15 protein-coding genes and 1 pseudogene are annotated in these 13,846 nt (G+C 69.4%); 8 read left to right on the plus strand and 8 right to left on the minus strand.

What is annotated here, in order from left to right; translation table 11 throughout:
* The first annotated feature begins 75 nt into the window (after nt 1–75).
* On the plus strand, nt 76–423 hold the full coding sequence (locus tag FM051_RS08660) for a hypothetical protein (protein ID WP_158842403.1): 348 nt from the start codon (nt 76–78) through the stop codon (nt 421–423).
* Nucleotides 424–1,141: 718 nt separating this feature from the next.
* Here the strand turns inward: FM051_RS08660 and FM051_RS08665 are convergent.
* Nucleotides 1,142–1,921 (minus strand): isoprenyl transferase, encoded by a 780-nt coding sequence (locus FM051_RS08665; protein WP_158842404.1) that lies wholly within the window; start codon nt 1,919–1,921, stop codon nt 1,142–1,144.
* 82 nt (nt 1,922–2,003) lie between these two features.
* Here FM051_RS08665 and trhA point away from each other — a divergent pair, with 82 nt between their 5' ends.
* Nucleotides 2,004–2,681: a PAQR family membrane homeostasis protein TrhA gene (trhA, locus tag FM051_RS08670; protein WP_202918748.1), complete on the plus strand. Its 678-nt coding sequence runs from the start codon at nt 2,004–2,006 to the stop codon at nt 2,679–2,681.
* A gap of 7 nt (nt 2,682–2,688) precedes the next feature.
* Here trhA and FM051_RS08675 read toward each other — a convergent pair whose 3' ends face one another.
* From FM051_RS08675 to FM051_RS08685, 3 genes are all read right to left on the minus strand, one after another.
* A complete protein-coding gene (locus FM051_RS08675) occupies nt 2,689–3,711 on the minus strand; it encodes a M1 family metallopeptidase (RefSeq protein ID WP_158842405.1) in 1,023 nt (340 codons plus the stop codon).
* Between the two features lie 43 nt (nt 3,712–3,754).
* A complete protein-coding gene (locus FM051_RS08680) occupies nt 3,755–4,312 on the minus strand; it encodes a hypothetical protein (RefSeq protein WP_158842406.1) in 558 nt (185 codons plus the stop codon).
* A gap of 74 nt (nt 4,313–4,386) precedes the next feature.
* Nucleotides 4,387–6,354, minus strand: coding sequence for a thioredoxin domain-containing protein (locus FM051_RS08685; RefSeq protein ID WP_158842407.1), 1,968 nt, complete (start codon nt 6,352–6,354; stop codon nt 4,387–4,389).
* A 68-nt stretch (nt 6,355–6,422) separates the two neighbouring features.
* On the opposite strand from FM051_RS08685, the pseudogene FM051_RS08690 reads away from it, so the two are divergent.
* Nucleotides 6,423–7,145, plus strand: a pseudogene (locus FM051_RS08690) (metallophosphoesterase); the annotation flags it as partial.
* A 187-nt stretch (nt 7,146–7,332) separates the two neighbouring features.
* On the opposite strand, the gene FM051_RS08695 reads toward FM051_RS08690, so the two are convergent.
* Both FM051_RS08695 and mca read right to left on the minus strand, forming a co-directional pair.
* Nucleotides 7,333–7,623, minus strand: coding sequence for a hypothetical protein (locus FM051_RS08695; protein ID WP_158842601.1), 291 nt, complete (start codon nt 7,621–7,623; stop codon nt 7,333–7,335).
* A 14-nt stretch (nt 7,624–7,637) separates the two neighbouring features.
* Nucleotides 7,638–8,519, minus strand: coding sequence for a mycothiol conjugate amidase Mca (gene mca, locus FM051_RS08700; RefSeq protein WP_158842409.1), 882 nt, complete (start codon nt 8,517–8,519; stop codon nt 7,638–7,640).
* Nucleotides 8,520–8,630: 111 nt separating this feature from the next.
* Between mca and FM051_RS08705 the strand changes: the two genes are divergently transcribed.
* Together FM051_RS08705 and greA are read left to right on the plus strand one after the other, a co-directional pair.
* The gene (locus FM051_RS08705) at nt 8,631–9,041 is read left to right on the plus strand and encodes a DUF4307 domain-containing protein (protein WP_158842410.1); all 411 of its coding nucleotides are present in this window, start codon (nt 8,631–8,633) and stop codon (nt 9,039–9,041) included.
* Between the two features lie 185 nt (nt 9,042–9,226).
* Entirely contained in the window at nt 9,227–9,721 is a 495-nt protein-coding gene (greA, locus tag FM051_RS08710; RefSeq protein WP_158842411.1) for a transcription elongation factor GreA, read from the plus strand.
* 218 nt (nt 9,722–9,939) lie between these two features.
* Here greA and FM051_RS08715 read toward each other — a convergent pair whose 3' ends face one another.
* On the minus strand, nt 9,940–10,434 hold the full coding sequence (locus FM051_RS08715; RefSeq protein WP_158842412.1) for an Lrp/AsnC family transcriptional regulator: 495 nt from the start codon (nt 10,432–10,434) through the stop codon (nt 9,940–9,942).
* Nucleotides 10,435–10,509: 75 nt separating this feature from the next.
* Between FM051_RS08715 and hppD the strand changes: the two genes are divergently transcribed.
* The 3 genes from hppD to FM051_RS08730 all read left to right on the plus strand — a co-directional run bounded on the left by hppD (nt 10,510) and on the right by FM051_RS08730 (nt 12,362).
* A complete protein-coding gene (gene hppD / locus FM051_RS08720) occupies nt 10,510–11,691 on the plus strand; it encodes a 4-hydroxyphenylpyruvate dioxygenase (protein WP_158842413.1) in 1,182 nt (393 codons plus the stop codon).
* A gap of 145 nt (nt 11,692–11,836) precedes the next feature.
* On the plus strand, nt 11,837–12,067 hold the full coding sequence (locus tag FM051_RS08725) for a hypothetical protein (protein ID WP_158842414.1): 231 nt from the start codon (nt 11,837–11,839) through the stop codon (nt 12,065–12,067).
* Nucleotides 12,068–12,089: 22 nt separating this feature from the next.
* Nucleotides 12,090–12,362: a DUF2277 domain-containing protein gene (locus FM051_RS08730; RefSeq protein WP_158842415.1), complete on the plus strand. Its 273-nt coding sequence runs from the start codon at nt 12,090–12,092 to the stop codon at nt 12,360–12,362.
* 223 nt (nt 12,363–12,585) lie between these two features.
* On the opposite strand, the gene FM051_RS08735 is transcribed toward FM051_RS08730, so the two are convergent.
* Nucleotides 12,586–13,737: a cystathionine gamma-synthase gene (locus FM051_RS08735; protein ID WP_158842416.1), complete on the minus strand. Its 1,152-nt coding sequence runs from the start codon at nt 13,735–13,737 to the stop codon at nt 12,586–12,588.
* Nucleotides 13,738–13,846 lie beyond the last annotated feature (109 nt).

Here is a 13,846-nt window from a genome sequence, read left to right on the forward strand (position 1 = left end):
CGGCCAGTGCGGCCGGGGGAACGCCGACGACGCAGCCAGCCCTTGCTTCATCGAACACACTAAGGAGTCAGTTTCATGTTGAAGAAGATTGGCGCAGCTTCCGCCATCACCGTGGCGATGCTGCTGTTCGCGTCGCCCGCCAACGCCCAAGACATTCTCCCGATTGACATCGACGACAGCAACGTCAACTTCTGCCACAACGACATCACCGCCGCCGGCGCCGCCATCACTACCACCGTCACTGGCCTCCTCCCCACGGAGGACGAGGCCACCGAGGGCGGCAGCTACGACTGCACGGTCTGGGAGGACGTGATCATCATCGTGGAGCAGGACGATGACGACCACGGCCACCACGGCCACCACGGCCACCACGGCTACAAGCCGCACGGCCACGGCCACGGCCACCACGACAACGACGACTGACAGGCTGACGGGTCACCACAGGACGCCTTCTTCAGCGAACCGGGGAACGGAACTCAGCCGTTAAGGTGATAGTTCCGATGGACGTGTCACACAATGGCGGCTGTCGATACCCCTGGTACCTGATTCCTGGGTGACCATTCCACTGCGGGCCTCGACGTCCGGGGATCACCGAAGACTCCGGAAGAGTCGGGATCGCGCAGAGGAGAGTGAGCGTGCCGGAGAGGCAGGCGGCGACGTCAACATCATCGACGACTGATCTCGACTTCACGTGAGTTTCGACCCGGGGGCCACCGGAACGCATTCCGGTGGCCCCCACTCGATTGTGTTCTCCATTCACACAACCGAGGTCGCAGTGTTCGCCGAACGTGAGCCACCGGTGATTCCGCGAGTCCCCCAGAAGAGTAAGAACGCTCAAGAAGGTGAGCGGCGCCTCCATCCCGCATTCGCCCAAGCTGCGGGCTCGAGTTCACCAACGGGCCGCTGGTGGGCGAGCAATGACCCTGAAGCGGTTGTCGGCCTGCGGAAACACTGTGGCCGTCCTCGACGCCGCGGTGTGACCGGGTCGACGGAGCGTTCATCACCCGTTGTGTCGATCAGGAACTGCACCGTAGGTCGTGTCGTCAACGGCGACGAGTCGACATCATCGACGAGGACTGCGACCTCCGGACTCGGTCCCCGTCGGGGCACCGCCGCTCGGCGGCGCCCCCCTATCGCGTGGTCAGGACCCGAAGCGGCGGTGGCGGATCGCGTAGTCGCGCAGGGCGCGCAGGAAGTCGGTGCGGCGGAACTCCGGCCAGTAGGCCTCGCAGAACCAGAACTCCGAGTGCGCCGACTGCCACAGCATGAAACCCGACAGCCGCTGCTCGCCCGAGGTGCGGATGAGCAGGTCCGGGTCGGGCTGACCGGACGTGTAGAGGTGTTCGGCGATGTGGTCGACGTCCAAGACCTCGGCCAGCTCCTCGATCGTGCCGCCGGACTCGGCGTGCTTCTGGAGCAGCTTGCGGACCGCGTCGGCGATCTCCTGGCGGCCGCCGTAGCCGACCGCGACGTTGACCTCCAGGCCGGTGCGGGCCTTGGTGCGCAGGGAGGCCGCGGACAGCCGGGCGGCGGTCTCGGTCGGCAGCATGTCCAGCGCGCCGACGTGCCGGATGCGCCACGGGTTACCGGGCTCGGCCAGCTCGTCGACAATGTCGGCGATGATGTCGAGCAGCGGGCCCAGCTCCTCGGCCGGCCGGTTGAGGTTGTCCGTGGACAGCAGCCACAGCGTCACCACCTCGACCTCGGCCTCGCGGCACCAGGTCAGCAGCTCGAGGATCTTGCGGGCGCCGGCGCGGTGGCCGTGCGCGACGTCGGTGAAGCCCGCCTCCTTGGCCCACCGGCGGTTGCCGTCAAGCACCACGCCGACGTGACGTGGTCGTTGCTTGCCGTCGAGCCATCGGTTGAGGCGGAACTCGTAACCCTTGAGCAGCACGCTCTTGACTCGTTCGCGAAGACCCACGCTCGAAGAGGGTACGCCGGGTGTGCGTGGTCACGCCCTCGTGTGCTGACCAGCCCACCTACGCTCCCGTAACCTCGGGGGCGTGACGACGCCGACGCATCCACAGTCGCCCGCGCCCGCGTTGCGGCCTCGCCTGCGGGGTTGGCTGCACCTCTGGTCCTTCGTCGTTTCGGTGGCGACCGGTGCGACGCTGATCGCCCTGGCGGCGGCCACCGTGTCGGCCAAGGCCGCGCTGGCCACGTCCGTGTACGGGGCGACGGTGCTCGGCCTGTTCGGCGTGAGTGCGCTGTACCACCGGGTGAACTGGGTCAGCGTGCGTGCGCGGACGTGGATGAAACGCCTCGACCACTCGATGATCTTCGTGTTCATCGCGGGCACCTACACGCCGTTCGCGCTGCTGGCGATGGACCCGGGTACCGGCAACGTCGTGCTGCTGGTGGTGTGGGCGGGCGCGCTGGGCGGCGTGACGCTGAAACTGGCCTGGCCGCACGCCCCGAGGTGGCTCGGCGTGCCGATCTACATCGCCCTGGGCTGGGTGGCGGTGTTCGTCCTACCCGACCTCCTGCACCACGTGGGCGTGGCGGCACTGGTCCTGCTCCTGGTAGGCGGCCTGCTCTACACGGTCGGCGCCGTGTTCTACGCGACCCGCTGGCCCAACCCCTGGCCACACGTCTTCGGCTACCACGAGTTCTTCCACGCGGCCACCGTGCTGGCGGCACTGTGCCACTACATCGCCATCTGGTTCGCGATCTACTCCTGACCTGCGGTTAGGTGGGCCAGTGGGTGGCGAAGTCGGCTTCGGTCGCGTTGTGGTGGGCCAGGTTGGTCATCAGGGTTCGCAGGCCGTGGAGGACGGCGGGGCGGCCGATGCGGGACTCGACGGCCAGGACTCGTGCCAGGTGGGGCGCGTACGGGCGGTCGGGTAGGGGGTGGTCCGGTAGGTCGTCCCACGGGCGGCTGCCGGGTAGTGCCTGTTCTACGAAGAGCCTGCTCAGGTACACCGCCAGGCCCTCTACCAGCCACGACGACGTGCCCAGCAGGTTGCCTGCCCACACGTGCGCGACCTCGTGGCTCACCACTGTCATGAGGTAGCGCGGTTCGTCCAGGCGGTCCAGCACGGCCTGGTCGAACAGGATCAGGCCCGCTACCGACAGCGCCAGTGACGGCAGGCCGTGGACGAACACCGCGTCGCACTTCGGGTACGGGTACGGGTACGGGACCAGCAGGCCCTCGTAGAACGCGATCGACCTGGCGATCAGGTCACCGACGGCCGCACCGTCCACCGAGGCGCGCGACCTCGGCACGTACACCGATTCGTGCACCCGGACGAACGGGCCGGCTGCCGCCGTTGCCGCGAACGACGCGATCGGGGCCGTCGGGGTGAACGTGCGGATCTCGCCGGCGTCGATCACCGCCGGGCCGTTCGACAGGCACGTCCACGACGGCGGCACGGTGACCGTGAGCGCGACCGGTGCGCGGAGCCACGGGTCGTCCGAGTGCCACCTGGCGTGCGGCGGCACGTCCGGGTAGTTCGCCGCGTACAGGTAGACCTGGCCGTCCACCGGGTCGGTGACGCGGCGGAACCCGCGCTCGGCGAACGGGAACGCGGCCTCGACCCGCAGTTCGTCGAGCCCGTCCGACCGGACGTTCAGCGAGGCACTGAGAATTTCCGGAACGGTCAGGTCGACGTGCTCGGGCGAACCGCGGAACCGGACGGTCGTGCGTGTCTTGACGTCCGGCGCCGACGGGTCCAAGTGCCAGGCCAGGTCGTACGAATCCACTGCGATCATGGCGAATCCCCCGTCCCCAAAGTAACGGGGAACGGGGGATCCGTCACGCGAGATCGGGGCCCTGCGCGCGCAGGTCGTCCACCCGCGTCATCGCGTCACGCAGTTCGGTCAGCCACGTGTCGGCGTGCTCGCCGACCAGCCGCACGGCCCACGCCAGCGCCTCCGACCGGGACCGCGCCACGCCCGCCGCGACCAGGGTGTCCAGCACCTTGCGCTCGGGCTGCCGCAGCCGCGTCATCACGGGCACCGACAGCGTGGTGAACAGCTCTTCCGTGCCACCGAGCCGGGCACCCCAGGCGACCTTCCGCCGGTAGCGGTGCTCGGCCTGGCGGGCGATCTCGATCCGCTCGTCCCTGGTCTGCTCGCGGAACCGGCTGATCCGGCCCGACTCGGCCGCCGACCGCTCGGCGTCGTCGGCGAACTCGCCGTCCAGCGCGGGCAGCGTGCCCACGACCAGGATCTCCTCCCGGTCCACCGTCACCACCGGTGCCTCGGTGAACCAGCCGTCGGGCAGCCTGCCGCTGAACCAGGCCGCCGCGTCGTCCGCCGGGGGTTGGTCGGCCTGCTGCCAACCGCCTCGGCCTCCCCATCCACGTCGCATCTCCACCACCTCGATTACATGATTACGACGATGCAGACGCTACGCCTGCAACACCCGTCGAACAGGTCGGTTCGCTACCGGTGGACAGCCAGGGCCTGGGACAACTCCGCCACCGACGTCACCGGCCGGTCGCACACGTACCCGTGGCACACGTACGCCGCCGCGGCGCCGTCCACCAACGGCCGGTCGACCAGCAACGGCGCGGAGCCCGGCGCGCCCGCCACCACCACACCGCCGCCGTGCACACCGGTCCACGCGGCGCTGACCAGGTCGGACGCGTCACCGACCACGGCGACCTGCACCGGTCCCAGCGCCAACGCCTCGGCCACGCTCAGCCAGTGCCCGGCGAACCGGGGCTCACGGGCGGCCAGCAGCCCGGCCCGCGCGACGGCGGCCTCGGCGGCGTCGCGGTAGGTCGACGGCCCGCCCAGCACGGACGCCGTCACCAGCGCCGAGGCCAACGACGACGCGCCGGACGGGCTCGCGTTGTCCGACGGGTCCGACGGCCGCTGCACCAACGCCTCGGCGTCGTCCGCCGTGTCGTAGTAGACGCCCGGCTCGGCGCCCGCGAACCGGGCCAGCGCGGTGTCCAGCAGTCCACAGGCGACGGTGAACCACTTGACGTCACCGGTCGCCTGGTGCAACGCCAGCAGGCCGTCGGCGAAGCAGCCGTAGTCCTCCAGCACACCCGCCGCCGTGCCCGGCACACCGTTGCGCGACGTCCGCAACAGCCGCCCGTCGACCATGTGCACGTCCAGGATCAACTGCGCGGCCCGCGCCGCCGCCTCCACCCACCGCGGCTCCCCGAACACCGCGCCCGCCTCGGCCAGCGCCACGATCGCCAACCCGTTCCACGCCGTCACGACCTTGTCGTCACGTCCCGGCTGCGGCCGGCGGTCGCGCACCTCCAGCAGCTTGGCCGCGATCTCCGGGTCGGGTTCGCCGAGCATCCGCAACGTCGACGTGCCGTGCTCGAACGTGCCCTCGTCCGTCACGCCGTACAGCGCCGCAGCGCGCGCTCCGGTCGCCAACCCCAACGCCTCGACCAACTGCGCGGGCGTCCACACGTACGTCGAACCCTCGACGCCCTCGGTGTCCGCGTCGAGCGACGCCGCGAACCCGCCCTCCGGCGTGCCGAGGTCGCGGAGCAGGAACTCCGCCGTCTCCCGCGCCACCGCCCGGTACCGCGGGTTGTCGTCACGGCGACTCAGGTGCGTGTAGACGCGCAGCAGCAAAGCGTTGTCGTACAACATCTTCTCGAAGTGCGGCACCACCCACGCCGCGTCCACGCTGTACCGCGCGAACCCGCCCGCCAGCTGGTCGTACAGCCCGCCGTTCGCCATCGCGTCGCACGTCGCCCGCGCCATGGACAACGCCTCGACCGACCCGGTCCGCTCGTAGTGGCGCAACAGGAACTCCAGCACCATCGACGGCGGGAACTTCGGCGCGCCACCGAACCCGGCGTTGGTCCGGTCGAAGTGCCCGAGCAACGACACCACCGCACCCGACAGCACGTCGGCGTCCACAGTGGACTGGGGCAGTGGCTTGAAGGCCAACTGCCGCACGATCCCCGCCGCCGACTCGCGCACCTCGTCGCGCTGCTCGCGCCACGCGTGCGTGATGGCCTCCAGCACCTGCCCGAACGACGGCATGCCCGGACGCGGCGACGGCGGGTAGTACGTGCCCGCGTAGAACGGCTCGCCGTCGGGCGTGAGGAAGCACGTCATCGGCCACCCGCCGTGCCCGCTGAGCGCCTGCGTGACCGCCATGTAGACCGCGTCCACGTCCGGCCGCTCCTCGCGGTCCACCTTCACGTTCACGAAGTGCTCGTTCATGTACGCCGCGGTGGCCTCGTCCTCGAACGACTCGTGTGCCATGACGTGACACCAGTGGCACGCGGCGTAACCGACGGAGAGCAGGACCGGCACACCCCGTTTCCCGGCCTCTTCGAACGCCTCCGGCGACCAGGGCCACCAGTCCACCGGGTTGTCGGCGTGCTGGAGCAGGTAGGGGCTGGTCGAGGACGCGAGCCGGTTCGTCATGGCTCCACAGTAATTCGCGGACAATCCCGGGACCGGTCGATCAGACTGTGCCGATGGAGCCCTCGGACGAGCCCCTTCCCCACGACCTGCGCCACGAGACCGGCCCGTTCGACGTGATCGGCGACGTGCACGGGTGCCGCGTGGAACTGGTCCACCTGCTGCGCGAACTGGGCTATTCCAGCGACGGCGTCCACCCGGAGGGGCGCAAGGTGGCGTTCCTGGGCGACCTCGTGGACCGCGGCCCCGACACGCCGGGCGTGCTGCGGCTCGTGATGGCCATGGTGGCGGCGGGCGACGCCATCTCGGTGCGCGGCAACCACGAGGAGAAGCTGGTGCGGGCGTTGAAGGGCCACGACGTCCGGGCCGACCACGGCCTGGGCCAGTCGTTGGACCAACTGGCCCGCGAGACGCCGGGGTTCCGCGCCGAGGTCCTGGCGTTCTGCGACTCGCTGGTGCCGCACTACGTGCTGGACGGCGGCAAGCTCGTCATCGCCCACGCCGGCCTCCCCGAGCGCTACCACGGCCGCGAGTCGGCGCGGATGCGGTCGTTGGCGTTGTGGGGCGTCAGCACGGGCGAGTACGACTCCCGCGGGTTCCCCGTCCGCCACCCGTGGGCGGAGGACTACCGGGGCGCCGCGATGGTCCTCTACGGACACACACCGGTCGAGGAACCGGAATGGGTCAACGGAACCCTGTGCCTGGACACGGGCTGCGTGTTCGGCGGCAGGCTGACCGCCCTGCGGTACCCGGAACGGGAGATCGTGTCCGTACCGGCCCGCCGCGTCTGGTACCGGCAGTAGGCTCGCGGACTGCGCGCCAGCTACCGGTCACGCTGGTCCACCTCGGGGTGACGGTCGCCGCGTCGGGCGAGTCCAGGGGCCCGGTGGATGCCGGTGACCTGGCCGTTTTACGCCTGGCGTCTCCGGTTTCCGGGGCTGTCCCGGTCGAGGAGATCGTCCGCCTGTGGCCGCAGGCCGCCTAGTCGTTCTTGCCGTTGCCGTTGGCCTTGGCTTCCGGCTTGGCCTCGGTGGCTTCCGGCGCGGCGTCCGGCTGGTCGAAGGACGCGGGCACCTTCTTCAGGTGCTTGTTCATCGACCTGACCAGGAAGAACACGGCGATGAAGAACAGCACGAGGATGAGCAGGCCGAGCGGGGACGACTTGCCGAAGTCCTCCTGCTGGCCGCCCGGGTCCTTGTCCGTGGACGGCACGGACGGCTGTTGGGCCAGCACGGTCGCCGTGGTCTGCTCCCAGGGGATCGGGGCGAACATCGGGTCGAGCGAGGTCACGCGGTCACCCTCTCCCGGACGCCCGCGAACAGGTCGTCCTCGGGCACGGTGCTGTCGACCAGCGACCGGGCCAATTCGTACTCCTCCGTCGGCCACACCTCGCGCTGCATCTCCAGCGGCACGGCGAACCAGCGGCTCTCGGGGTCGATCTGGGTGGCGTGGGCCTTGAGGGCCTCATCGCGCACCGGGAAGTAGTCGGCGCACTCGACGCGGGTGGTGACCCGTTCGATGACGTCCGGCCTGTCCTTGTCCCAGCCCGCCAGCCACTCGGCGTACGGGGACTCCTGGCCCTGGGCGATCAGGGCCTCGTGGAACGCCATCAGCTTCGCGCGGGAGAAGCCGTGCGAGTAGTACAGCTTCAGCGGCTGCCAGGGCTCACCCAGCTCGGGGTAGCGCTCCGGGTCGCCGGCCGCGTCGAACGCGGCGACCGAGACCTCGTGGCAGCGGATGTGGTCGGGGTGCGGGTAGCCGCCGTTCTCGTCGTAGGTGACGATCACGTGCGGGCGGAAGTCGCGGATCACCTCGACCAGGGGCGGCGTGGACTCCTCCAGCGGGACGAGGGCGAAGCAGCCCTCGGGCAGCGGCGGCAGCGGGTCGCCCTCGGGCAGGCCCGAGTCGACGAAACCGAGCCAGCGGTGCTGCACACCGAGGATCTCGGCGGCCTCGGCCATCTCGCCGCGCCGGATCTCGGCCATGTTCTCCAGCACGTCGGGGCGGTCCATGGCGGGGTTCAGGATGCTGCCCGCCTCGCCGCCGGTGCAGGTCACGACCATCACCTCGTGGCCCTCGGCCACGTAGCGCGCCATCGTCGCGGCACCCTTGCTCGACTCGTCGTCGGGGTGCGCGTGCACCGCCATCAGGCGCAGCTTCTCAACCATGACGGTGGTGCTCCTCCTTGGGCCCTGCCGAACGGGACCGCTCCAGCCCCTGCGACACTCAACGCGGTGGTCGATGGCCATTGTTCCCCACGGGCAGGAAGGCGTTGGCAAGTGGCACTGCCCGAGGGTCGGTACGGCAAACCCCGGAGGCCCCTGCCCAAGTGGGCCCGTTGGTCACTCCCCGTGATCGCCGTGCTGGTCGGCGCGGTCGTCGCCTGGGTCGGCTACCGCAATCTCGGCACGATGCCCGTCGAGGCCAAGCAGACCGCGTTCGAGGTGCTGGACGACAGCTCCGTCGAAATCACGTTCGAAGTGGTCAGGCAGACACCGGAGCAGCCGGTCGTGTGCATCGTGCGGGCGCGTTCCCAGGACGGCGACGAGGCGGGTCGGCGTGAGGTGCTGGTCGAGCCGGGTGCCGACACGGTGCGCGCGACGACGGTGCTGAAGACGTCCAAACCCCCGGTCACCGGAGAGGTCTTCGGCTGCACCTACCAGGTTCCGGCTTACCTGTCCACGAGGTAGCGGCCAAGCGGGTGATCTGCAGGTTTAGTGGCGGGTCCGGGAACAAAACACCGTCGCTGAGCGTTGTACGCGTGTTACTCTGGCCTTTCAGCACGGCCCCGACGCGGGCCGTGTTTTTCCGTTCCGGGCTGGTGCGCCCGGGAACTGCCAGCCCACGCCGTGGGCCGGAGCAAGACAAGGAGTTGGTGACCGTGAGCGACACTGAGGTGACCTGGCTGACCCAGGAGGCCTACGACCGGCTCAAGGGAGAGCTGGACGAGATGATCGAGAATCGCCCGGTCATTGCTGCGGAGATCAACGCGCGTCGCGAAGAGGGTGACCTCCGCGAGAACGGCGGGTACCACGCGGCCCGCGAGGAGCAGGGCAAGCAGGAGGCCCGAATCCGCCAGCTGCAGGAGCTGTTGAGGGTCGCCAAGGTCGGCGAGGCACCCACGGTCACGGGCGTCGCGGCGCCCGGCATGGTGCTCACCGTCCGCTATGACGGGGATGACGAGACCGAGGAGTTCCTGCTCGCGACCCGTGAGGAGGGCGCGCACGGCGCTCTGGAGGTCTACTCCCCCTCGTCCCCGCTGGGCAAGGCTCTGCTCGGTGCCAAGGAGGGCGAGACACGCGAGTACGAACTGCCCAACGGCAGCACGATGAAGGTCACTCTCATCAAGGCCGTGCCGTACGCCGGCTGACCCCAAGACATCGGAGGGGCGGCCACCACGCGGGGTGGCCGCCCTTCTGCTGTCCCCCACGTCAAACCCCCAGCTCCCGCGCGAGTCGAACACTCAAGCCGCGTGTGTCCTACGTTCAGGACGCGTGTGTCCCACGTTCGCGTCGGGTGTGTCCTACGTTCAGAACGCGTGTGTCCTACGTTCAGGACCCCCGAATTCAACGCTCGGAACACGCGACCTCAGACGATGTCCTCCAACAACGGGCGCACGCGAGGCGGGACCGGGGTCGAGAGCGCGATCGACGTGGACAGGCGCTGCACGCCCGGCACGTCCACGATCGAGTCGATCACCCGCTGCAAGTCGGCGTTCGACCGGGCCACGACCCGCACGAACAGGTCACCCGGCCCGGTGGTGGCGTGCACCTCGCACACCTCGTTGATCGCGGCCAGCCCGTCGGACACCTCGTGCCGCCGTCCCTGCGCGATCTCCAGCACGGCGAACGCGGTCAGCCCGTAGCCCATCGCGGCCAGGTCGAGCGCCGGCGGGAAGCCGGTCAGCACGCCGCGCGCCACCAGCCGGTCCAACCGGGCCTGCACCGTGCCGCGCGCCACGCCGAGCCGTCGTGAGCACTCCAACACGCCCAGTCGCGGCTCGTCCGTGAGCAGCAGCAACAGCCGTGCGTCCAAAGCGTCGACAACCTGGTCAGAGTGCTCAGTTTGCTCGTCAAAAGGCATGAATCACTGTACAAAACGACCAGCTAAACAAGCGACTGTTGCTCATCCTGCCCAGGCACGCACATCCTGTGAGGTATGACGCAGCAGCTTGACGACGTGAGCTACGACCAGCTCCGCCAACTCGTGGGCCTGGTCGACTACGACGGGACGCGCGACCCTTTCCCCGTCCGCTCGATGGACGCCGTGGTCTTCGTGGTCGGCAACGCGACCCAGACCGCGTGGTTCTACCAGGTCGCCTTCGGGATGCGGCTCGTCGCGTACTCCGGGCCGGAGACCGGGCAGCGGGACCACAAGTCCTTCGTGCTCAAGTCCGGCTCGGCGCGGTTCGTGATCAACGGCGGCGTCCGGCCGGACAGCCCGCTGCTCGACCACCACCGCAAGCACGGCGACGGCGTCGTGGACCTCGCGCTGGAGGTCGTCGACGTCGACAGGTGCGTCGAGCACGCGCGGGCCCGGGGCGCGACCGTCCTCGAAGAGCCGCACGACCTCACCGACGAGCACGGCACCGTCCGGGTCGCCGCCATCGCGACCTACGGCGAGACCCGCCACAGCCTGGTCGACCGGTCCCGCTACACCGGCCCCTACCTGCCGGGGTACGTGGTCAAGGAGAGCACGGTCGTGCGGCCGGAAGGTGCGCCGAAGCGGTTGTTCCAGGCGGTCGACCACTGCGTGGGCAACGTCGAGTTGGGCCGGATGGACTACTGGGTCGAGTTCTACAACCGGGTCATGGGCTTCGTGAACATGGCGGAGTTCATCGGCGACGACATCGCCACGGACTACTCGGCGCTGATGAGCAAGGTCGTCTCCAACGGCAACCACCGGGTGAAGTTCCCGCTCAACGAGCCGGCCGTGGCGAAGCGGAAGTCGCAGATCGACGAGTACTTGGAGTTCTACGAGGGCGCCGGCGTGCAGCACATCGCGCTCGCGACCAACGACATCGTCGCCACGTTGACCGCGATGCGCGCGGCCGGCGTCGAGTTCCTGGAGACGCCCGACTCGTACTACGACGACCCGGAGCTGCGGGCGCGCATCGGTGAGGTGCGCGTGCCGATCGAGGTGCTGAAGGAGCACCGCATCCTGGTCGACCGGGACGAGGACGGCTACCTGCTCCAGATCTTCACCAAGCCCATCGGCGACCGGCCGACCGTGTTCTACGAGCTGATCGAGCGGCACGGGTCGCTCGGCTTCGGCAAGGGCAACTTCAAGGCCCTGTTCGAGGCGATCGAGCGTGAGCAGGAACGTCGGGGCAACCTCTGACGTTGTATGTCGACAAGGGGCCGGTCCGGACGAACCCCCGGGCCGGCCTTTTCCTGTCGGAACGCTGACGATGCCCTACCGGGTGCGCCGAGACCGGTACTCTCGGTGCGGGGATATCTCACACAGCATTCACCTGGAGGGTGGCATGGCGCTCGCGGTACGGGTCACCGCGGTGCTCCCGCTCGTCGGAGCGGTGGCCACGGCCGTGGCGTTGACCGGCGCGGCCTTCTTCACCGTGGCCCACGCGGGATGCGCGGAGACCGGCCGGTTCGTGGATCGCGACGGCGTGGTGGAGTTCGTCGGCGGGTGCGTGGACGGTCAGGACCTGCCCGCCGTGCCGCGGGTGGAGAACGCGCGGTACGACTTCCAGCCCTGACGTTTTGGGCGATAGTGGAGCCATGTGTCGCAACATCAGGGTGCTCCACAACTTCGAACCGCCCGCCACGGAGGACGAGATCCGTGCGGCGGCCGTGCAGTACGTGCGCAAGGTGAGCGGCTCGACCCACCCGTCGGCGGTGAACCAGGAGGCGTTCGACGCCGCCGTCGAGGCGGTCGCCGAGGCCACCCGCGTCCTCCTCGACTCCCTGGTCACCAAGGCCCCGCCCCGTGACCGCGAGGTGGAGGCCGCCAAGGCGAAGGAACGCTCCGCCGCCCGCTACGGCTCCAGCTGACCCGAGAGTCCTACGTTCAGCGCACGTGAGTCCTACGTTCAGGCCGCGTGTGTCCTACGTTCAGAACAGGTGTGTCCTACGTTCGGAACACCCGAGTTGAACACTCGGAACACCCCGAACCCCGCGCTCGTGATGGCTGAGCGCGGGGTTCGGGTGTTCTGAACGTAGGACTCACGCATCGCGAACGTAGGACACTCGCGTCGCGAACGTAGGACACACGTGGTTAGTCGAGGGCGGACAGGAGGTCGGCGATCAGGTCGTCGGCCGATTCGATGCCCACGGAGATGCGGATCAGGTCGTCGGGGACCTGGAGGAGCGAGCCGGCGGTGCTGGCGTGCGTCATCCGGCCCGGGTGCTCGATCAGGGATTCGACGCCGCCCAGCGACTCGGCCAGGGTGAACAGCTTGGTGCGGGAGCAGACGCGCAGGGCTGCTTCCTCGCCGCCGGCGACCGTGAACGAGATCATCCCGCCGAACCGGCGCATCTGCTTCGCCGCGACCTCGTGACCGGGGTGCTCGGGCAGGCCCGGGTAGAGCACGCGGGTCACCTTCGGGTGCCGGACGAGGGCCTCGGCGACCTTCTCGGCGTTGTCCGAGTGCTTCTCCATGCGCACTTCGAGCGTCTTGATGCCGCGCAACGTCAACCAAGCGTCGAACGGCCCCGGCACCGCGCCCGCACCGTTCTGCAGGAACCCGAACTGCGCGTCGAGGTCGTCGTCCGAGGTGATCAGAGCGCCGCCGACGACGTCCGAGTGCCCGCCCACGTACTTGGTGGTCGAGTGCAGCACCACGTCCGCACCCAGCTCCAACGGGCTCTGGAGGTACGGCGAGGCGAACGTGTTGTCGACCACCAGCCGCGCCCCCGCCGAGTGCGCGACCTGCGCGAGCAGCGCGATGTCGGCGATGTTGAGCAGCGGGTTGGTCGGCGTCTCGACCCAGATCACCTTGGTGTTCGGGCGGACGGCCGCGCGCACCGCGTCGACGTCGGACAGCGGCACCGGCGTGTGCTCGACACCCCACTGGCTGAGCACCTTGTCGATCAGCCGGAACGTGCCGCCGTACGCGTCGTTCGGGATGACGACGTGGTCGCCCGGACGGCACATCGCGCGCAGGGCGGTGTCCGTCGCGCCCATGCCGGAGGCGAACGCGCGCCCGTGCCGTCCGCCTTCGAGCGCCGCCAGGCACTCCTCCAGCGCGGCACGGGTCGGGTTGCCGGTGCGCGAGTACTCGAACCCGCCGCGCAGGCCGCCGACGCCGTCCTGGGCGTAGGTGGAGGTGGCGTGGATCGGCACGATGACCGAGCCCGTCGTCGGGTCGGGGTCCTGCCCGGCGTGGATAGCCCTGGTCGCGAACCCGTAGTGGCCGGTATCCGTCATGCCTTTAGGGTACGGCGACCGAAAAAACAACCGCCCGTCGGCTGGACGGCCGACGGGCGGTTGGGTGAAATCGCCGGAAATTCTCCGGATGAACCCGGTGAATCAGATA

It is taken from the genome of Saccharothrix deserti, from assembly GCF_009769385.1.
In the GTDB taxonomy this organism is placed as follows: Bacteria; Actinomycetota; Actinomycetes; order Mycobacteriales; family Pseudonocardiaceae; genus Actinosynnema; species Actinosynnema deserti.